We start from the raw sequence: 19,243 nt of genomic DNA, 5'->3' as shown, positions 1-19,243 counted from the left end.
AAACACTTTTTTAATCTTTCTTTTATAGAAAGAAATATCCATATGAGCAATGACCATTAATCGCTCAAGTGGCTGAGTTAACAGGCGTAACAGGGAAATGATTGAGCCCACACTGATAAAATTGTCATGGACTAGGGCTTGGTTCGGTTTAAATTAGCCACTGCGATTGGCAATTGCCAGCGGCTAATTTTGCATTTCGTATGATGAGATCAAACGACGGTTAATTCTTTTTTTTTGCCACGGCCAGCGGCCAGTGAGTTCAAGCTCCATGGTAAAGCTCAAAAAGGTGCGGATGATGACCACCAAGCCGAGTTTCAGTAGATTATCTACCGTGAGCTCAATGGCGATGGTGTAAATAATGTCGCTGATAATCAGAAACTCAAGGCTTAATAAAATCCCCCGACCGAGCTGTTCTCGAAGGGCATCATAAGCCGCATCCATGGCCTTACTACGGTAAACATCGCGCACAAAAAGGCATAAACCCAGCAAGGTTGACAGTAATAAAATCGCGATACCCAAGTATTCAACGCCAGTTGCGAGCGTGTGTAAAGTCAGCATCATGACCATCCTCTTTGGTATATTGAGCGCGTAAAAAAACCGCAGTTTTGAGCTGCGGTTTTTTGTTTAGCGCATTAAGCTAAAATCGCTTGAATCTCATCGCTTTCACTTAGCGTGAATTTTTTTATCGGTTGATAGCAATTGCTGACCATCAAAACGACTAATGTGATAAATCGTGCCAAATGAAAACGTTGGCGCTGCAGCACCTTGGCCGCCACACACCTCGGCGCCACGGCGCACATTGTCTGCCATCCAGCCGGTCAAACGCAGGTGATATGGATTGCGACGAACTTCTTCTACGTGGCAAGCGAGCGCCGCGATCAGATCGGCGGTGTCTTGTTGGCTGGTGGCGATTAAAGCATTTGGCGCTTCCATCTGACGCCAAAACTCACTTTGCACCACGGTGCAAGCGTGTTGAGCGGCTTTAAGTGCATCCATTAGCAAGTAATGCGTACCAATGTGCGCGGAGTGGTAATCGTTATTGTGCGGGAACACCACCACCTGCGGTTGGTATTGCTCAATCAATTGGCGAATGACGGCGACTTTTTCTGCCCAAGCACTTGGATTGTTATCGCGGGTTTTGCAGTTCACATCCATTAAGCCGCCTGGAATGGTTTCGAGCAAATCCCAGCCTAGGTAATCACACGCATTTTTAACTTCAACCCAACGCTCAGGTTGACGTTTCAGACTCGAGCCTTGAGAAACGGCCACATTCATCACGCGAAAGCCCGCTTCGCGCCCTAGACGGAGCGGCAGCGCGCCGATGATACATTCATCGTCAGGATGCGGCGCAAAAATCATCACAACCGGAGCATCGGCCGCCAAGGCCGATTTTGGGCTATGCCCCAAAGTATCTAAATTGGCGAATAAAGGGGCATCTGTTTTTTGCAATAAAGCATTGTGCGCTTCAACCAGCGCGAGGTAAGGATTACTCATTAGAAAACTCCGGGGCGGTGTGCCAAAGACAAAATCAATAGGTAGCAGTATAGGCTTTCACACTCTTGAGACCAAGAGTCAGACGCGATCTAGTGGCTGCTGAGTTGATATTTCACAGTTTTTGCAAGGAAAAGCTGGCTCGATCTCGTTGAGTCGCAGTGTGATTTTATCGCGCCGGCTAAACTGCGGCATAATAAGGTAAACCTTAAGAGGCACTTTATGATTCAGTACTTTCACAGTTCATTGATTGTGACCCTGATTGGCTTAATTGGCGCATGGTTGATTGCCGGTTGGGGGGGCTGTGGATCGCATTTAATTTGGCCTTATTAGAAACCAGTCTGAGTTTTGATAATGCGGTAGTGAATGCCTCGGTACTCAAGCATTGGGATGATAAATGGCGCAGACGCTTTTTGTTATGGGGCATGCTGATCGCCGTATTTGGAATGCGCGTGATCTTTCCCTTGCTGATTGTGGCGGTGATTGCCGGGATGCCGCCGTTACCGGGGCCAATGGCGCTGTGGCATTATTTTAGTTCGGGTTTATGGCCGATTAATGATGTGTTATCGCTGGCGATTGCGGCACCGCAGCGCTATGCCGAAATCTTAACCTCTGCACATATTGAGGTTTCTGCTTTTGGTGGTACTTTTTTATTGCTGGTCTTTTTGAATTTTTTTATTGATTCAGAAAAAGACATTCATTGGTTGCGTCCAATTGAACGGCCGCTGGCCAAACTGGGTAAATTAGATTTGGCCGCCTTGTTATTGTGCTTGCTATTACTACTGTTACTCGCTGGATCATTACCTGCTGCTGAGGCATATCAATTTTTAGTCGCCGGTATTTGGGGGATGATTGTTTTTATGCTGGTCGATGGTTTGGGGGAGCTCATTGGCGATGAGGGTGCAGCGGCAAAAACTGGGCTAGCCGGATTTATTTATCTGGAAGTGCTTGATGCTTCTTTCTCATTTGATGGCGTTTTAGGCGCATTTGCATTAACCACCAATATCTTTTTAATTGCGATTGGGCTGGGTATTGGCGCCATGTTTGTGCGTAGCTTTACTTTGCTATTGGTTGAAAAAGGCACGCTCAATGCGTTTAAATATTTAGAGCATGGCGCATTTTGGGCCATTGGTGCGCTGGCTGGGGTGATGCTATTGGCGGCACGGTTTCATATTCCAGAAGTGGTAACTGGCGGTGTTGCAGCCTGCTTGATTATTTTAGCAGCACTGCATTCATGGCTGATTCGGCCCGCTTTGCATTCGGAAATTGCCCCAGATTAAACCGTTGCGGATTTCATGACTTTGGCCATTAAGCGATACGTTGTGGTCCACGCTTCACGTGTTTCGTCATCAAAACTATCGCCCAAGCCAATTTTGAGCGTTCTTAATAAGGCATTGCCAACCAAAGTGTAATGCTCATTTTTGACGCCATAATCCACATGCCGCAAAGCGAGTTTTTTTAATACGGGCATCAATTTGGGTAAATCATTCAGGCTGCCAACAGCGAGTTTTAATGTACTCATCAGCATTTTTCCTTGCGCTTTCATATCGTGTTGAAACATTTTTTGTAGCGAAGGATCAATGGCAAACAGCTGCTGATAGAAAATCGCTGCGGCTTGTTCGGCAATTGGTTCTACTTTGGCGAAACTCTCTTGTACTAAATGAATCTGCTGTGCACTTAATGACATTGGGCTCTCCTAGGATGTTATTTACTCTAGGTGCTATGTTTTTATATTTTCAAGAAAGCTGATCGATGGCTATTGTCAGGGCAATAAAAAACCCCGCATTAGCGGGGTTGAATACAAAGTACTGCGTTAATTATTTTGGTGGATCATTTGGCTCGTCGCGGGTTTTCCACAACGAGTACAAAACTCCAGAAAGTAATAAACCAAAAGTAACCACTAAAGACACTAAGGTTGGAATCTTAAATGCCACCAATTGGATGTCGTTGAGGTAAACCAAACCCACTTTGATCCCGATAAAGACCAAAACCACGGCCAGTGCGTACTTTAAATAATGGAAACGATGCACCATTGCTGCCAAAGCAAAATACAAAGCGCGCAAACCCAAAATGGCAAAGATGTTCGAGGTATACACAATAAATGGATCTTGCGTGATCGCAAAAATCGCCGGGATACTATCGACTGCAAACACCAAATCAGCGGTTTCTACCAAGATCAAACACAAGAATAGCGGTGTTGCCCACCAGCCTTTGGCCAAGCCATGCTGCTCGCCGCGAACCCAAAACAAGTTGCCATGTGTCGTTGACGTGAAACGCATGTGTTTGCGCAGCCATTTATAAAAGCCATTGTCTTCTAGTTTGCCGTGTTCATCGTCGGCAAATAGCATTTTAATCCCGGTCACAATCAAGAAAGCACCAAAGATCATTAAGATCCATTGGTATTCCGACACCAAGACCGCACCAACGCTAATCATCATCCCGCGCATCACGATGGCGCCCAGAATCCCCCAGAACAACACGCGATGTTGGTAAATCCGTGGTACACCCAGACTCGTAAAGATCAATGCAATGACAAAAACATTGTCCATTGACAGAGATTTTTCAATCAAATAGCCGGTAATGTATTCCATGCCGGAAGTGGCACCTTTATACCACCAGAGCCAAGCACCAAATAATAAGCCCATGGCAATATACATTGCCGAAAGCTTTAAGCTTTCTTTAACGCTAATTTCATGGTCGTCTTTTTGTAACACCCCCAAATCGAATGCCAATAAAGAGATCACCACCACAAAAAACATCAGCCAAACCCACACGGGGTAGCCGACCCAAAGACTCATCAAAATATCCATCACTGCACCTGTCGTTATTAATCTGTGAATTCTAATGGGTATTTGATCCAAGCTCCCAAAATAAGTTGCATCAATTGCTGGGAACGCAAAAATAAACCCAATGGTTACAGACGCTAATAAGCGCTTTAACCGTCACGTTTGGGAAAGCCATCGCGAGTAGTTTGCTTCGAAGTCATAAAAAAAGCCGCAGCAGCGGCTTTAGGTGTTCGGTCAATTAAGGGCCGTGTTCGCGAGTGCAACCCGCCCTTAATGCTACTGTACTTTGTAGCGAGAAATCGCTTCATCGAGCTCATTACCGAGTCGTTTTAAACGGCCACCTTCAGAAGCAGTCTGCTCGGCTACGCTACTACTTTCCTCGCTCATCTGTGCAACACGCTCAACTTGCTGCGCCATCATGGCACTGGCGGTGCTTTGCTCGCGCATTGAACTCGAGATTTCACTCACTTGCGCTACAACGTCATCCGCGCTTTTGCGAATATTACTAATTGCCGTGCTGGCCTCATGCGCCATGCTGACGCCATTATCGACTTGGCGTACGGTTTGTTGCATGGTGTGCACCGTATGATTGGCCTCATTTTGAATTTCGGACACCATGGTGGTGATTTCTTGCGTTGAGCTGGAAGTACGCTCTGCCAGTTTACGCACTTCATCGGCTACCACTGCAAAACCACGGCCGAGCTCACCAGCACGTGCCGCTTCAATCGCCGCATTAAGCGCCAGCAAATTGGTTTGATCGGCAATGTCTTTGATGACATTCACCACCGAAGTAATGCTGTTGGTACGATCTTTCAGGTTTTCAATTTGCCCAGCTGATTGGCGCACTTGGTCGGCGATTTGGTTGATGCTGTTGATGGTATTGTCTATCACTTCTCCGCCGGTGCCCGCCAAACGACCGGCTTCTCGGGCTGTGGCATCGCATTGCTGCGCACGATCGGCCACGTGCGTCACACTCACAGTCACTTGCTCAACGCCTGCTGCCATGCTTGACGCAGATTCACTCACGCCGCGCGAGGCACTGGAAAGCTCAGAGCTGGAGTTTGATAGTCCATTGACGCAGTCGCCGACTTGATTACCAACGTGAGCCAGTTTTTGTAAACTCGCTTGCAAGGTATCGAGTAGGCCATTAAGTGCCACTAAAGACGTACCGATTTCATCTTTATTTTGCACTTCAATCCGTTTGGTAAAATCAAAACGCGTACTCAGGTCAACAATAAAGCTTTGCATTTTATTTAAAGGCCCGCTGATGCTGCGGGCAACAATTAAACTTAATACACCAAGTAAGACAATAGCGATTAGCCCTAAAGTCACGCCGATGCTGACCGCGCTGCTAATTGCATTGGTTACATCGGCACGCATTTTTTGTGAGAGTTCGGTATTGTAGTCCTCGGCTTTTTGCAATGCAGCAGAAACTTTTTTGGCTTGCGGCCTGGCGGTTTGATTGATTAGTCGCATCGCTTCGACCGTATTATTTTCGTACGAAAGTTTAAAAACCTGCTCGGAGGAGGGCAGCCAAGCATTGAATTCACTTTTGATGCTAGTTAAATTCGCTTTATCCGTATCGTCGTAAACCATCGGTTCATACTTTTTTATTTCAGAGTTCATTTCATTCACTATTGCTTTGAAACCTTTCTCAATTTCACTTTTCTTTTCCTTATCCACCTCCAGAATATGTAATAAATATTCACGACGTAAGGTCGTAAATTGATCGGTAATATGGGCTAATAGAATGATTGAAGGCAGGACATTTTCGGTGACATCAGCACTGGCAGAGTTGATTTTATTGAGTTGTTGATAATTCAAGCCAGTGATCAGTAGGAGTGCCAATACAGGAATGACGGTCAATAGGACCAATTTATGGATGATTTTCATTCTTAAGCCTCACCGAGAGAAGTGTATTTGTATAAGATAGTGCTTGGTCAATATCTAGCAAGTTATTATTAATGATTATGAAAGATGAATGAGCTCACAGGCGCTTTAATTCGAGAGAAGAAATACAGTGAATTTAATCGATAGCCATTGCCATTTAGATGCCAGTGAATTTGATCTTGATCGTGCCGCGATGCTGGCGCGCTCGTTTGCGGCAGGCGTGACGCGCTGGGTTGTGCCGGGGATTACTGCCGCCAGCATGGATAAAACCCGTGCGATGCGTCAGCAATATGGTGCAGAGATCGCTTTGGGCTTGCATCCAATTTACGAACCTGAGCATTCAGAGTTGAGTCTACAGCAGCTACGCGGCGCACTCGATTTAGGTGAGGCGATTGCGGTAGGTGAGATTGGTTTGGATTTTTATCTGCCGGATTTAAATCATGAGCGGCAAATTTATTTTTTTGAGGCGCAACTCAAAATCGCCCGCGATTTCGATTTACCAGTGATTGTGCATATTCGCCGTAGCCAAGATCAGGTGCTCAAATACTTACGCAAATGGCGGGTGAAGGGCGGCATCGCGCATGCGTTTAATGGCAGTGAGCAACAAGCCAATGCGTTTATTCAGCTCGGGTTTTGCTTGGGCTTTGGCGGCGCGCTGACGTATAGCGGCTCACAGCGTATTCGGCGTTTAGCCGCGACTTTACCGCTATCGTCGCTGGTGCTGGAAACCGATGCGCCGGATATGGTGCCAAGCTGGCTGGCAGGCACTCCACCGCAGCGCAACGAGCCCGCCGAGTTAGCAAAAATCGCCGTAGAGCTCGCCGCGCTGCGCGGGATGGACGTCGCCGACTTGGCAGAGGCCTGCACCCAAAATACACAGCGGGTATTGCTGCTTGGGGCTTGATCAATATAATCTGCATCCATATACCCATGTGCCATGGCGGTGATCAGGTTACGTGTTGATGGTTTTAAGTGCCTGCGGCACATTCTTTTACAGTCGCAGTCAGTGGCGGCACCCCAACTCTTTGTCCGCCAAAGAGTTGGGGGAAAAGAAAGGCGCTTTTGATCACGCCCAGCTCCGCTGTGCCCTCGATTGTCGTGAGCCAAACGATAAAACCGTTTGTCTCTGACGCACTCGGTGCGCTTAGACGGGATTTTAAGCCCCAGCTCGACGAGCGCGGCACAGCATCAACACCTAATCTGAACATGGCCGTTGGGTTGAGTCTGCCCGCTCTCCTTATGTCCAAATCTGCTGATGCCCGGCGCTGGCGAGGTGTTTGCTGAGCACTTGGCTGGGGTTGTAGCCAAAATGCTGGCGAAAACGCCGCGAAAAACTAGCAATCTCCTGATAACCCGTAACCCGAGCTACCTCGCCAACGCTGATGCCATGCATCAGCAGTTCTTTGGCCTGATTCATTTTCATCCGAAACACAATTTTATTCGGCGTTTCGCCCAAATGCTGCGTGCACAAACGATGCAAATGCGTGGTGGTGATGTGCAGTTGCTTGGCCAGCGCCGCGTTATCCCAAGCTTGATCGAGATTTTTTTTGCACATGCGTGAACATTTGCTGCAATTGCTCGAGCCAGCCCAGCGTACAGCGTAGTGGCAGCAGCGCGCGATCGAGCACCAAGCATAAAAAATCCAGCGATTGCACCGCCAAATTACCCGCGTCACCGGCATTAAAGCGCTGCGTTTCGCGGTGAAATTGGCGCATCGCATCAAATAACGCTTCGCCCTCGGCGCTGGCCAAAATCGCCGGTTGTTTGCCGTTGAGATCATCCCAGCGCGAATGCCGATACAGCAAAAACCACACGTGCTGCATCGGCGCGTCACTGATGCGACGATAGCCGCTGTGGACGCCTTGCGGCATTAGCGCCAATTGCCCAGCGCCAAAGCCACGCCTTACACCATCGGGTGTAAACACTTCACCGCGGCCGGTGAGGCAAAAAGCCAGCACATGCCACGGCGTATCCACGCGTTCGACTTCAAAAAAATCACGTCCTTCGCTGATGCCGCAAATCAAAATGCCCCGATCACGGAGTGGTGGATACGGCTCTTTGTGAAACACGTGCGTGCCGACCATGATCTGCGGCGAATCAGGGCCAATGTCGAGTCGTTCGCGGTAAATGAGGGCCATAAGATGCGATGTGAGTTTTTGACAAATCAAATGTCATATTTGCAACATTTTCACCAAACAAACAAGCCCGTAATCTATATGAAAACTTTCTGCGGCTTATCGCTAAAGTCTAGCAATCTCAATACCAACTTCATCGACCGAGGTAGGCACTTTGCGAACGGGTTATGACTGCGATGGCTGCAAGGGAGAGCAGGTTTAATCCCTAGCGCGGTCATTTCGCAGATTAAATAGTTTGTCTGAAACTCACCTGTCATTTATTCCGCAGCAAGGCCAGTCAATGGGCTTTCGTTTTGGATTGAGCGCGATTTTTGGCGGCAGGTGAAGTCATCATCGTTTGGCTTCGCCCGACGAGAACGTTGTCGGGTAAGGCTACGCTAACCCGACTTACAGGAGCAATCCATGCTGATTCAAGTTGAAAACCTAAGCCGCGTGTATCGCACGCCCGTTGCCCCCAAAATTGGGCCGAGCGTTTAAAGCATTTAGTTCGTGCCAACTATGAAGACAAAACTCTCGGTGAGCGAGGTGAATTTTAATATCGCCGCTGGCGAGTGCGTTGGTTTGGTGGGGCCCAATGGGGCGGGTAAATCCACGACGATCAAAATGTTAACTGGGATTTTAGAGCCCAGCTCAGGCAGGGTATTGGTTGCAGGATTAAATCCACAAAGGGATAGAGTTAAATACGTCAAGAAAATTGGCGTGGTATTTGGTCAGCGCAGTCAGCTGTGGTGGGATTTGCCAGTAAAAGATTCGTTTGAAATTTTGCAGGCTTTGTTTGATGTGCCGCAGGCGGCGTTTAATGCGCGACTGGATTTATTTCGCCGTGAGGCCAATTTGGATGAATTTTATCATCGCCCCGTGCGTACTTTGTCACTTGGGCAACGGATGTTGTGTGAAATCGCCGCCGCCTTTTTGCATAGCCCCGACGTGGTTTTTTTTTGATGAACCGACCATTGGGCTCGATTTAGAAATGAAATCCAGAATGCGCGGCTTGATTCGCAAATTGAATCAAGAATCGGGCACCACGGTGCTGATTACTTCGCATGATGTGGGTGACATTGAGCGGTTGACGCAGCGATTGCTGTTGATCGACAAAGGCACACTGCGCTTTGACGGCAGCTTGGCCGATTTTCGTTCGCACGCCGGTGATGGCCGCTGGTGGGCGGCGCGTTTGCAGCCTGAGTTGGTCGCCGCCGCTGAAATACAACTGCGTGCGCATCATTCGGCGCTGCCAGTACGCCAGCGCGGCGAATGGCTAGAAATCGCCCGCCACGATACCTTGCCATTTGCCGAGTTGATGCAATTACTCGCGCCGTATTCAGTGAGCGAATTGAAGCCCGTCGAGCAAGAATTTGAAGAATTGCTGCATGGATTTTATCTGGCCAATCAAGCGGAGGCGGTATGTTAGGTATTCCATTTAAAGCGTGTGCCGCGCTGGCATGGGGTAGTGCGCGCCTCGTGGCAACCGATCGTAAAGGTCGCTGGTTGGTGACCATTGGTTATTTGATTGCGATGTGGTTGTTGTATTACCTGTGGGCGGCGTTGTATGCCGAAAGTCCTACACGGGCGGGGATGACTTTTAATAGCGCGGTGCTGCATGTGTTGGTGGCGCAAACGCTGTTGGCTTTTTTGCCCGTCGGTACGGATTGGCGGCTGGCGCGGGAAATCCGCTCGGGCGAAGTGGCTACGCAATTGATTCAACCGATGTCATTGCCGCTGCGGCAGTTTGCTATTTCTTTGGGGCGCGCGCTGGCCAAAGCGACTTATATCTTGCCGGCGTTTGCGCTGTTCTTATGGTATTTCGATTTAAATCTGACGCCGAAAACGATTCCGTTGGCACTGGCGTCGATTGCCTTGTCGTTTGTATTGTTGTTTTGCATCGATTTTGTCGTTGCTTTGGCGGGATTTATTGCCACCGATTTATGGGGCATCACCGCCAGCAAAGACGCTTTGGTGATGTTTTTGGGCGGGGCACTGATGCCGATGGCGTTTTTCCCGGCTGAGTTTCGCGAAGTCTTGGCCTATCTGCCGTTTGGGCACTTTTTTTAAATACCCCAGTCGGCTACATCAATGGCGATATTGTGAGCGTGCAACCGCTATTGATCCAAGCGGCTTGGGCGCTGGGCTTTGTTTTTTGCTGCGGCATTGGCAGGGCGCGTGGTGCTGCGAAAACTGATTGTGTTTGGAGCGTAAATCATGACATTAAGTCCATTTTGGCGTGCTTATCGGCGCATGTTGGGTTCGGAAGCGCGAGCGCGATTGGAGCATCGGGCCGATTTTGCGCTGATGATTTTGGGGGTGGCGGCGACTTCGCTATCAACGGCAGCCACGCTGTATTTTATGCTCGGTGCTACCGGAACGATTGCCGGTTGGCATCGCGGTGAATTGATCTTTATGCAGGGTTTTATGTTCTGCATTTTTGCGCCGCAAAGTGGCTGTTATAACGGCATGTTTTGGCTGGAACATTGGCTCAAAACCGGGGCGTTTTTTGCGTTTTTATACTCGTCCTGCCAATCCACTCTTGCTGCTGCTGGCGTTAGAGCGCTTTCATCCGCAAGGCTTTGTGGTGCTGGCGATTGGTTTGGCGTATTGCCTATTTGGTCTGTGGGGCAGTCCTTTATTGCTCGAGCCGCTGTTTTACCTTGGATTTGTGTTGCTGCTGCCGCTATCGGCGCTGGTGCTGTGGGTGATTAATTTGGCGGCGATTTCGACGTGTTTTTGGATTGGAGAATCTGATCCGGTGTTTTCAATGACGGGAAAACTCACCGATATGTCGCGGTATCCGCTGGATTTATTTCCTAAATTGGCAACGATGATTTTTATGGCCTTGCCACTGGCCGGTACGGTGTGGTGGCCGTGCCAAGCGCTACTCCGCAGCGCAAGTTTGCCACTGACTGTGCTGGGCATGGCTGTTTTGGCGGTGATTTGTGTCGGCTTATTAAATGGCATGTGGCAACGGGGAATGCGTCGCTATGCCGGTGCGGGTGGCTAATTGATTGAATTGCAGACGAATGAAGTAAGAAGTGTGTGGTTTATATATATCGTGTTTTGTATTCAGATTGACTCTTACTACATGACCCTGGCCTAATTGCCGCCGTCAGTTTCATGTACCCGTAATTTGTAAGGATTCGATATGGCTTCAGTCTTGATCCGTTCTACCACCTTGGCCATTTTGATGGGCTTATCACTTTCTGTCGCCGCTTTTGATGCGAGTTCCAATCGCGCGGTGAATTTGAATGACAAAGGCCTAGTCTTAGATGGCTACGATCCAGTGTCTTATTTTAGCGGCCGACCAATGCAGGGACATAAAGACTATAGCGTGAGCTTTGAAGGCGGCACTTATTACTTTGCTAGCAAAGAAAATATGGCCAAATTCAAAGCCAATGCCAGTCAATTTGCGCCTAAATTTGGTGGATTTTGCGCGATGGGCGTCGCAAAAAGCAAAAAGCTCGATAGTGATCCAATGGCATGGCGGATTGTCGATGGCTATTTGTTTGTGCTGCAAAATAAAGAAGTACAAAAAGGCTGGTTAGTGGATGTATCGTCCAATTTAAAAGTCGCCACCGGAGAATGGGCGACGATTAAGAATATTGCGCCTAAAGGCCTATAACTAGGCAGCAAAAACCAAACGTTACCACGCCGAAGCGGGGCTCATTGTCTGGTATGCTCCAATGACGGATTGGCATTCATGTTTGGTTTTGTCGCGCGGATCGCACTGCACGGCAGCGTTTTGGTAGGAGCATTATTTTGATCTGGGATTATCGCTTAGCGGTGATGGATGATTTGGCGCAGATTGTCGCCATCTATAATTCCACCATTGCCTCGCGGCAAGTCACTGCTGATACCGAGCCGGTCACCGTGGCGAGTCGGCAAGCGTGGTTTGCTGCGCATCAAACAGCGGATCGCCCGCTGTGGGTGGTTGAGCAAGCGGGGCAGATTATCGCTTGGTTGTCGTTCTCTAGCTTTTATGGACGACCCGCTTACCAAGGCACGGCGGAGGTGAGTATTTATTTAGCCGCGTCGGCTCGAGGGCAAGGCTTAGGGCGGTTTCTATTGCAGACGGCGATTGCGCATTCGGCAGGTATTGGTCTACATACCTTGCTTGGATTTATCTTTGGGCACAATACCCCGAGTATCCGCTTATTTGAAACTCAGGGTTTTAAACTTTGGGGACATTTGCCAGAGGTCGCCGAGCTCGATGGTTTTGCGCGAGATTTGCTGATTTTAGGTTTAAAAATTAAACCTTAGTGGCTTGCTCTTGCGCGGCTTGCTGAGTGCGACGACGTAATTCAATCAGTGTTTGGATTGAGTGTGAGTCTGGCTCGATTTCTAATTGCGCCCAATAATGCCCGAGTAAATTAGCGCCAATTTGCTGGGCAATTCCCTTGGCACTGTGGGCGTGCCGTATTGCGTCGTGTTTGGCGTTTTGCTCGATCGCCATTTGGTATTCGCCTTCCAGTGCTTTGAGCCGCAATAAGCCTTTATTGCAGAGACTCCAAAACCGTACAGGAGAAAAACCAAGGCGCTGCATTGCGGTGTGTGCGTCGAGCAAAGACAAGTTATTGGGTTTGCATTGATCGTCAATGTATTGACGATTGAGTAATTGAATAATGTCGTCGATTTTAAATGGTTTTCTGAGATGACCACTAAAAGCAGCAAAGTCTGGTGCGAGTTGTAGCTCACTCAATGGGCTGGCCGAAACGAGATAAATCGGCTTGAGCCAGCCTTGCTCGCGTAAGCAGCGGGCGGCGGTCATGCCGTTCATTTCTGGCATCTGATAATCCATAATAATGTCGTCAATCTCTGGGTGCAGTGCCACTTGCTGTAATCCTTCTTTGCCGTTGGCCGCTTCTAGTGTTTGAGCGCCAAAGTCATGCAAGATTTCACAGATCATTTCACGGTTAACCGCTTGGTCTTCAACCACTAAGATGAGTCGCTTATTTAGCGATTCGGCGTCGAGTGTAAGCTTGACTGGGGGAGACTCAGGGGGAGGCGCTAACAACGCGGCGATAATTTGTGTTTTTACGCTAACGATAAACTCACTGCCTTGGCCTACGCGACTGGTAAAGCGAATATTGCCTTGCATTAAGTAGGCAAAATCGCGGCTGAGTGCTAAGCCAAGCCCGGTTCCGCCGGCAAGCTGTCCAGATTCACTTTGCTCAAAAAGGTAAAAAAATACGCGCTTGATCGGCCATCTTAATGCCGCAGCCAGTGTCTTTGACCGCGGCATTGAGTTGATAGTCTTGGGCTAATTGTTGCCCATAAAAATGAACGTTAATAGATCCTGAATCAGTAAATTTGAGGGCATTACCTATTAAATTAATTAAAATTTGGCGAAATTTACCCGCGTCGATATTCACATTACAGGGTAAATCATCGGCCAAACTGATGTTAAATTGAATTAATTTGGCTCTAGCCATCATTTCAAACATGGTTTCTAGCTCTTGTTTGAGCTGTTTTAAATTGAGCGATTCATTTAACAAGCTGAGTTTGTTTTGTTCCGATTTGGAAAAATCCAGCACATTATTTAATAGGCTCAATAAATGTGCGCCACTATTGGCGATGTAGCCGATTTCTTTTAAATCCTCTGCGGCGATATTTCTTTTTTGCGGGAAAGGCGGTCGGTATAGCCAAGAATCGACGTCAGTGGCGTGCGAATTTCATGGCTAATATGCGCTAAGAATTGGCTTTTGGCGGCATTGGCCACATCGGCTTGTTGGCGCGCTTCTTGTAAAGATTGCGCCGTTTCGGCCAGTTGTTTGCGGCTTTGCTCTGAGCGCCATAACGCATATAGCCCTAATGAGGCACTAATAATCAGTAGTAAAACTTGAATCACCGCCAATATGATGCGTAGCTCACTCCAATGCGCAATATTTTGCTGATATTTTTCCATTGCCAACGCGTCTTGCGTGCGTGCTTCTTGAATGAGGTCGTTCACCGCATCCTGTTGCGCTAGGGTTTGTGCCTGAAACTCTTTCCACGCGGCACGACTGATCGGCTGTTGCTCGAGTAGGTTGGCGGCGCGATCAATATAGGTTTTTAGCGGCTCGATGTAGCGATGTTGCATGGGGGCATTTTTAAAAAATGCCCGAGTCTTCAACCTCATGCTTGGTGATGCTATCAATACGGCTGAAATAAATATCAAAGCGCAACTTGACGTTATCTAGTTGCACTGCGTTGCCGTGTTCAACGGCTTCGCGTAAGCGCTGGTATTCATTATTAAGTTGAAAAAATTGCCAGAGTTGATTGTCTAAACCCAGTTGATTGGTGCGGCTGAGCTCTTGCTTTTGTTTTAATTCGAAGTGCACCATCAAACTAAAATTAGCCAGTAACACCAGACAAATTAAACTTAATATAAGACGAAATCGGGTCATTGATTACTCGGCAGCAATGCTGCGTAATTGCCAACTACAGCGTCGATAATATTCAGTTCGACGCAGATTTTCATGTTGATGAAATGGATAAATAACAAACAACGGCCCTTTATCACGAATTGTCATTAGCTGCCCATTACGCTTTCTGGCGATAATCACGTCGTATTGCAGTGCATCGCTCACGGGTATGCTGATGGTGTAGTCATTGAGTGATCGCAGTTTGATATCACCCGATTGAATGCCCACTAATTTTAAAACGTCTCTGAGTAAAGGGCCTTCAAAGGTTTGCTCAGTCGGGTACCAAGCGGTTCGCATGGTCATGATTTGCTGTGGCAGCTTAGCAATCATGTGTGCAGTGAGTTGTACTTCTGAGTTGGCTGATTTTCCGGTAACGGTCAAAATGATGTTTGAGTTGACAGTCTGAGCTAGCGCTAATGTACTGCAAAAGAAAAGGCCAAAAAACACGATCCATCGCATTGAGCATCTCGTTGATTTGATTTTCGCGAATTGTAACTTGAATATTCTGGAGATGTGGTTTTTGCCGTCAACAAAGCATCGCTTTACGATGACCGGCGAGGATTTGAGCGCTCAATAGCATCATGCCCAATAAAACAGAGCGCTTTATTGGGCATGAATGAGCGACATCCGTCGTTCGCTGCTTTACATCATTGAGAATGCAACCATACCAACAACGGCACCGGTGGTACCCAAGATGGTTTCCATCACCGACCAAGTTTTCAGTGTTTGCATTTCATTGGCACCCGTAAATTTACCGTATAGCCAGAAACCTGAGTCGTTCACATGGCTCAAGACAATAGAACCACCAGCAATACAGATCGACAAAGCGGCCAATTGGGCACCTGAATAAGCCACTTGAGACGCTTCAATCACTGGTAACACCAAACCAACAGTCGTTAAACAAGCAACAGTTGCCGAACCTTGAATCACTCGCACAGCTGCAGAGAGCACAAAGCAAGCAATCGCAATCGGTAAACCTGCGCTAATTAAGGCGTCACCCAAAGCAGGGCCCACACCAGAATCAACCAAGACTTGTTTAAATACACCACCGGCACCGGTCACCAGCAAAATGATACCAGCGGGTTGCAAGGCGGCACTGCACACTTCCATGACTTTTTCTTTGCTCATGCCACGGCGCAGCGCTAAGCCGTAGGTCGCCAGTAAACAAGCCAATAAAATGGCAGTGAACGGGTGACCAATCAATTGCAGCCATTGGTGCAAAGTACCGCTGGTATCAATAAAGCGCGCCACGATGGTTTTCAGACCAACCAACAATAGTGGGAACAAAATCAGTGCCAAACTAAAGCCAAACGATGGCATTTGGTTTTTGCCCAAGGTTGGCTCACTGACATCAGCGGGCAATGGCAAATGCACGTGCTTGCTAATAAAGTTACCAAAAACCGGACCGGCAAGCAGCATGCCTGGAATCGCAGCGGCCAAGCCGAGCAAAATCATCCAGCCAAAATCAGCTTTCATTTGCGAAGCCAATAGCATGGCAGTTGGGCCTGGCAATAAGAAGGCGGCAGAACCGGCAACACCAGCAAACAGTGGAATCGCCAAACGAACCACATTACCGCCGGTACGGCGAGCTACAGCAAACACCACGCCGATCAACAATACAATCGCCACATCAAAAAACAACGGCAAAGTACAAATCAAGCCGGCAATACCCAGTGCATAGTTGGCACGGCTATGGCCAAACTTGTCGAGTAATTTAACGGCGATTTGATCCAAAGCGCCGGTTTCATGCAAGATTTTGCCGAACATCGCGCCCAAAGCGACCACAATCGCTAAGAAGCCGAGCGTGCCGCCCATTCCTTTTTGCATGGTATCGGCGATTTTATCTACTGGCATGCCAGAGAAAATACCGGCGCCAATTGACACAATCATCAAGGCAACAAAGGCGTGCATCCGTGCTTTCATCACTAAGAACAGCAACAGCAGTACTGAACCGAGTGAGGTAAATATGAGTGTAAACGTATCCATGCTCGATTACTCCTGTGCCAAGATCGCTTGATGAGCCGCAGCAATCACGCTTTCGAGTGGCGGCGTGATATCAATGATGATCACATCGCTTTCGTCGGCAGTGGGGGCTTCTAGTGTGGCAAATTGTGACGCTAACATGCCGCTCTTTTGGAAATGACCTTGGCGCGCAATCAAACGTTGTTCGATCAATTCGTAATCACCTTTTAAAAAAGATGAAAGAGAGATTCGGATTACCTTGGCGCAAACGATCACGGTAAGACTTTTTGAGTGCCGAGCAAACAATCAACGACACTGGATTAGTGCGTTGCATTGCAAATGCCGCATCATTGACTGCACCCAACCAAGGCGCACGATCATCGTCGTTGAGTGGTTGGCCAGACGACATTTTTTCAATATTGGCGCGTGGGTGCAAAAAATCACCGTCTAAAAACGCGGCGTTAAGATCTTTTGCGAGTTGATTGGCGACAGCTGATTTACCACAGCCTGATACCCCCATCAAAACGTAAACTTTTGTACTTGTCATTTTTCGACTCCAATCGAAATATTTGAAGATGTTACTGGTAACATGTTTTCGGTAACATCTTGCCTTTATTTTTATCTTCGCTCAAGTGTTGACGTGGGTTTCAGGGCTGTTTTGACCTAGGGATTACACTTACGTAGTCGGGTGAATATTTACTACGCAATGTATATGTATCGGTGTTAGTAAGCTAAAGGCTTACAAGCAAATACATCAGGAGGGTATCTGGAGAAGGGCGCGGATTAAATGTGCTTTGAGATGCTGCCACCCAAAAAAAGATCAAAGCCTAGGTTCAAGGTACGCTCAGGATATTGCTGACCATTGATGCTGCCAATGAGTCGCTCGGCGGCATGTCGACCAATGGCTTCGCGGGGCGTAATAATGCTCGCGAGCTGGGGTTTGAGTGCCAAGCCAATATCTAAATGGTTAACGCCAGCAATACCAATGTCTTCTGGAATGCGGCGGCCGATACTTTGTAATTCCAATAATGCACCGGCGGCGATGTCATCATTGGTACAAAAAAACGCCATCTAGATCGGGCACTTCGAGTAAAGCTTGGCGAATTAAGCTGGCACCTAAAGTAAAGCTCGATGATTCACTGGTTTGGATGGTGTGTATTGGCAATTGTTGTGCGGCCATGGCTTGGCAGTAGCCATCATTGCGTTGCTGAGTGCGGGTGTCCATACGCGCGGCTAAATACACAATACGCCGGTAGCCGTGCGCCAGCATCGCTTCAATCATGGCTTTGGCGGCGGCAACGTGATCAAGCCCAACGGCCAAATCAATGGGTTGAGCCGGTAAATCCATGATCTCCACCACTGGAATCGCGGCGACTTCCAGCATTTTTCGGGTGCGGGTGGTGTGATTGGATTCCGATAAAATTAAACCATCAATATGAAATGACAGTAATTGCTCGATTTGTTGTTCTTCTCGCTCTGGCTCGTAACCATAATGGCCGTACAAAGTGTGGTAGCCGGCTGGGGTGCTGATTTGTTCAATACCATGGGCAACGGCAGAAAACACACTGATTGGACATTGAAGGTAAAAGCACACCAATCGCGCGGCTACGCGAGTTCGACAGCATCGCTGGAACGCGGCTCGGAATATAGCCTAGCGTTTGCATGGCTTGCGCGATTCGCGCAGCCGTCAGTGGGGCGACTTGCTCAGGGGAGCGCAAGTAGCGGCTAATGGTCATTTTGGAGGTGTTGACTAAATCGGCAACGTCTTGCAAGGAAGGGCGGCGTGGCTTGTCGTTCATGCTTGAGCACCGCACACACTGGGCAGATCGGATCTTGCTTGTATTTCATTTCGCGCCAGCGAGCGGTACGGGCGTCATACAGTTGCAAGCGGCCAATCAAGGTTTCACCCAGCCCCATTAAGACTTTAAGCGCTTCGGCGGCTTGTGCCGCTCCGATAATGCCAACAAGCGGGGCAAAGACGCCAAAAGTGGCGCAAGGGCCATCATTGGCTTCGCCTTCTTCGCCAAACAAACAGTGATAACACGGCGCGCCGTCGATTCGAGCATCAAATACCGTGAGCTGCCCATCAAAACGCACTGCGGCACCCGACACCAAGGGGGTTTTGCTGGCAACACAGGCGCGATTGATGGCGTGGCGGGTGGCAAAGTTATCGCAGCAATCCACGACAATATCCGCAGCGGCGACTAATTCCAGCAAGCGCTCGCTACTAGCGCGCTCGTTGAGCGCAATAATGCGAATTTGGCTATTGAGCGCTTCTAAGGTTTGTTTGGCCGAGAGGGCTTTATTTTGGCCGACACGATCTTCGGTATGGACGATTTGCCGTTGTAAATTGCTTAAATCGATGTGATCGTCGTCGACAATGGTGAGCGTGCCAATGCCGGCGCTGGCCAAATACAGCGTAACGGGCGAGCCTAAACCACCGGCGCCAATGACTAAGACGTGTGCTTGGCTGAGTGCGGTTTGTCCTTCAATACCAATTTCGTCGAGCAAAATATGGCGGCTATAGCGCAGTAGGGCATTGTCGTCGAGATCGATCTGGGCACTACGAGTCGGGCAAAAAGTCATG

26 protein-coding genes and 1 pseudogene are annotated in these 19,243 nt (G+C 48.5%); 8 read left to right on the top strand and 19 right to left on the bottom strand.

Annotation, left to right across the window (positions count from 1 at the left end; all coding sequences use genetic code 11):
• Positions 1-183: 183 nt before the first annotated feature.
• Entirely contained in the window at positions 184-561 is a 378-nt protein-coding gene (locus tag GKO28_RS05815) for a DUF1622 domain-containing protein (RefSeq protein WP_203563951.1), read from the bottom strand.
• Between the two features lie 102 nt (positions 562-663).
• Positions 664-1,494 (bottom strand): PIG-L deacetylase family protein, encoded by an 831-nt coding sequence (locus tag GKO28_RS05810; RefSeq protein WP_182075663.1) that lies wholly within the window; start codon positions 1,492-1,494, stop codon positions 664-666.
• Between the two features lie 275 nt (positions 1,495-1,769).
• Here GKO28_RS05810 and GKO28_RS05805 point away from each other — a divergent pair, with 275 nt between their 5' ends.
• Positions 1,770-2,771: a DUF475 domain-containing protein gene (locus tag GKO28_RS05805; RefSeq protein WP_247646393.1), complete on the top strand. Its 1,002-nt coding sequence runs from the start codon at positions 1,770-1,772 to the stop codon at positions 2,769-2,771.
• Here GKO28_RS05805 and GKO28_RS05800 read toward each other — a convergent pair.
• From GKO28_RS05800 to GKO28_RS05790, 3 genes are all read right to left on the bottom strand, one after another.
• Positions 2,768-3,178 carry a globin family protein gene (locus tag GKO28_RS05800; RefSeq protein ID WP_182075662.1) on the bottom strand — a complete coding sequence of 137 codons (411 nt, stop codon included), beginning with the start codon at positions 3,176-3,178 and terminating at the stop codon, positions 2,768-2,770. The two genes, GKO28_RS05805 and GKO28_RS05800, sit on opposite strands and share 4 nt — an antisense overlap.
• Before the next feature lie 130 nt (positions 3,179-3,308).
• Positions 3,309-4,289, bottom strand: a complete 981-nt coding sequence (locus GKO28_RS05795) for a TerC family protein (RefSeq protein WP_203563950.1) — start codon at positions 4,287-4,289, stop codon at positions 3,309-3,311.
• A 264-nt stretch (positions 4,290-4,553) separates the two neighbouring features.
• On the bottom strand, positions 4,554-6,170 hold the full coding sequence (locus GKO28_RS05790) for a methyl-accepting chemotaxis protein (protein WP_182075660.1): 1,617 nt from the start codon (positions 6,168-6,170) through the stop codon (positions 4,554-4,556).
• 127 nt (positions 6,171-6,297) lie between these two features.
• Between GKO28_RS05790 and GKO28_RS05785 the strand changes: the two genes are divergently transcribed.
• A complete protein-coding gene (locus GKO28_RS05785) occupies positions 6,298-7,071 on the top strand; it encodes a TatD family hydrolase (RefSeq protein WP_182075659.1) in 774 nt (257 codons plus the stop codon).
• A gap of 333 nt (positions 7,072-7,404) precedes the next feature.
• Here GKO28_RS05785 and GKO28_RS05780 read toward each other — a convergent pair whose 3' ends face one another.
• Both GKO28_RS05780 and GKO28_RS05775 read right to left on the bottom strand, forming a co-directional pair.
• Positions 7,405-7,722, bottom strand: a complete 318-nt coding sequence (locus GKO28_RS05780; protein ID WP_182075658.1) for a helix-turn-helix transcriptional regulator — start codon at positions 7,720-7,722, stop codon at positions 7,405-7,407.
• Positions 7,688-8,305 carry a cupin domain-containing protein gene (locus GKO28_RS05775; protein WP_182075657.1) on the bottom strand — a complete coding sequence of 206 codons (618 nt, stop codon included), beginning with the start codon at positions 8,303-8,305 and terminating at the stop codon, positions 7,688-7,690. Before GKO28_RS05775 ends, GKO28_RS05780 begins: the two co-directional genes overlap by 35 nt.
• A 495-nt stretch (positions 8,306-8,800) precedes the next feature.
• Here GKO28_RS05775 and GKO28_RS05770 point away from each other — a divergent pair, with 495 nt between their 5' ends.
• From GKO28_RS05770 to GKO28_RS05745, 6 genes are all read left to right on the top strand, one after another.
• The gene (locus GKO28_RS05770; RefSeq protein WP_182075656.1) at positions 8,801-9,244 is read left to right on the top strand and encodes an ATP-binding cassette domain-containing protein; all 444 of its coding nucleotides are present in this window, start codon (positions 8,801-8,803) and stop codon (positions 9,242-9,244) included.
• A 40-nt stretch (positions 9,245-9,284) separates the two neighbouring features.
• On the top strand, positions 9,285-9,710 hold the full coding sequence (locus GKO28_RS05765) for a hypothetical protein (RefSeq protein ID WP_182075655.1): 426 nt from the start codon (positions 9,285-9,287) through the stop codon (positions 9,708-9,710).
• Positions 9,704-10,351 carry an ABC-2 family transporter protein gene (locus GKO28_RS05760; protein WP_182075654.1) on the top strand — a complete coding sequence of 216 codons (648 nt, stop codon included), beginning with the start codon at positions 9,704-9,706 and terminating at the stop codon, positions 10,349-10,351. The genes GKO28_RS05765 and GKO28_RS05760 overlap by 7 nt, the downstream gene beginning before the upstream one ends.
• A 439-nt stretch (positions 10,352-10,790) precedes the next feature.
• Positions 10,791-11,294, top strand: coding sequence for an ABC-2 family transporter protein (locus GKO28_RS05755; protein ID WP_182075652.1), 504 nt, complete (start codon positions 10,791-10,793; stop codon positions 11,292-11,294).
• A gap of 141 nt (positions 11,295-11,435) precedes the next feature.
• Positions 11,436-11,912, top strand: a complete 477-nt coding sequence (locus tag GKO28_RS05750) for a YHS domain-containing (seleno)protein (RefSeq protein ID WP_182075651.1) — start codon at positions 11,436-11,438, stop codon at positions 11,910-11,912.
• Positions 11,913-12,049: 137 nt separating this feature from the next.
• Positions 12,050-12,550, top strand: a complete 501-nt coding sequence (locus tag GKO28_RS05745; RefSeq protein WP_247646392.1) for a GNAT family N-acetyltransferase — start codon at positions 12,050-12,052, stop codon at positions 12,548-12,550.
• Here GKO28_RS05745 and GKO28_RS05740 read toward each other — a convergent pair.
• From GKO28_RS05740 to GKO28_RS05685, 12 genes and pseudogenes are all read right to left on the bottom strand, one after another.
• Positions 12,540-13,388, bottom strand: coding sequence for a response regulator (locus GKO28_RS05740; RefSeq protein ID WP_282099394.1), 849 nt, complete (start codon positions 13,386-13,388; stop codon positions 12,540-12,542). The genes GKO28_RS05745 and GKO28_RS05740 overlap by 11 nt on opposite strands.
• Positions 13,380-13,722: pseudogene (locus tag GKO28_RS05735) on the bottom strand (ATP-binding protein); the annotation flags it as partial. The gene GKO28_RS05740 and the pseudogene GKO28_RS05735, both read right to left, overlap by 9 nt.
• A gap of 158 nt (positions 13,723-13,880) precedes the next feature.
• Positions 13,881-14,369 carry a histidine kinase dimerization/phospho-acceptor domain-containing protein gene (locus GKO28_RS05730; protein WP_182075648.1) on the bottom strand — a complete coding sequence of 163 codons (489 nt, stop codon included), beginning with the start codon at positions 14,367-14,369 and terminating at the stop codon, positions 13,881-13,883.
• A gap of 10 nt (positions 14,370-14,379) precedes the next feature.
• Positions 14,380-14,676, bottom strand: coding sequence for a hypothetical protein (locus GKO28_RS05725; protein ID WP_203563949.1), 297 nt, complete (start codon positions 14,674-14,676; stop codon positions 14,380-14,382).
• 3 nt (positions 14,677-14,679) lie between these two features.
• Positions 14,680-15,153, bottom strand: a complete 474-nt coding sequence (locus GKO28_RS05720) for a molybdopterin-dependent oxidoreductase (protein ID WP_182075646.1) — start codon at positions 15,151-15,153, stop codon at positions 14,680-14,682.
• Between the two features lie 183 nt (positions 15,154-15,336).
• Positions 15,337-16,680: a gluconate transporter gene (gene gntU, locus GKO28_RS05715; protein WP_182075645.1), complete on the bottom strand. Its 1,344-nt coding sequence runs from the start codon at positions 16,678-16,680 to the stop codon at positions 15,337-15,339.
• Positions 16,681-16,686: 6 nt separating this feature from the next.
• Positions 16,687-16,869, bottom strand: a complete 183-nt coding sequence (locus GKO28_RS05710) for a hypothetical protein (RefSeq protein WP_203563948.1) — start codon at positions 16,867-16,869, stop codon at positions 16,687-16,689.
• 7 nt (positions 16,870-16,876) lie between these two features.
• Positions 16,877-17,203, bottom strand: coding sequence for a gluconokinase, GntK/IdnK-type (locus GKO28_RS05705; protein WP_203563947.1), 327 nt, complete (start codon positions 17,201-17,203; stop codon positions 16,877-16,879).
• 236 nt (positions 17,204-17,439) lie between these two features.
• On the bottom strand, positions 17,440-17,727 hold the full coding sequence (locus GKO28_RS05700; protein WP_203563946.1) for a substrate-binding domain-containing protein: 288 nt from the start codon (positions 17,725-17,727) through the stop codon (positions 17,440-17,442).
• Complete coding sequence (locus GKO28_RS05695) at positions 17,705-18,250, bottom strand: hypothetical protein (protein ID WP_247646391.1); 546 nt, start codon at positions 18,248-18,250, stop codon at positions 17,705-17,707. Before GKO28_RS05695 ends, GKO28_RS05700 begins: the two co-directional genes overlap by 23 nt.
• Positions 18,192-18,392 (bottom strand): LacI family DNA-binding transcriptional regulator, encoded by a 201-nt coding sequence (locus GKO28_RS22685; protein ID WP_203563944.1) that lies wholly within the window; start codon positions 18,390-18,392, stop codon positions 18,192-18,194. The genes GKO28_RS05695 and GKO28_RS22685 overlap by 59 nt, the downstream gene beginning before the upstream one ends.
• Entirely contained in the window at positions 18,382-19,242 is an 861-nt protein-coding gene (locus tag GKO28_RS05685; RefSeq protein ID WP_182075644.1) for a molybdopterin-synthase adenylyltransferase MoeB, read from the bottom strand. Before GKO28_RS05685 ends, GKO28_RS22685 begins: the two co-directional genes overlap by 11 nt.
• Position 19,243: the final 1 nt, after the last annotated feature.

It is taken from the genome of Deefgea sp. CFH1-16, assembly GCF_016881365.1.
GTDB lineage: Bacteria > Pseudomonadota > Gammaproteobacteria > Burkholderiales > Chitinibacteraceae > Deefgea.
This window is presented reverse-complemented; position numbering and strand designations above follow the sequence as displayed.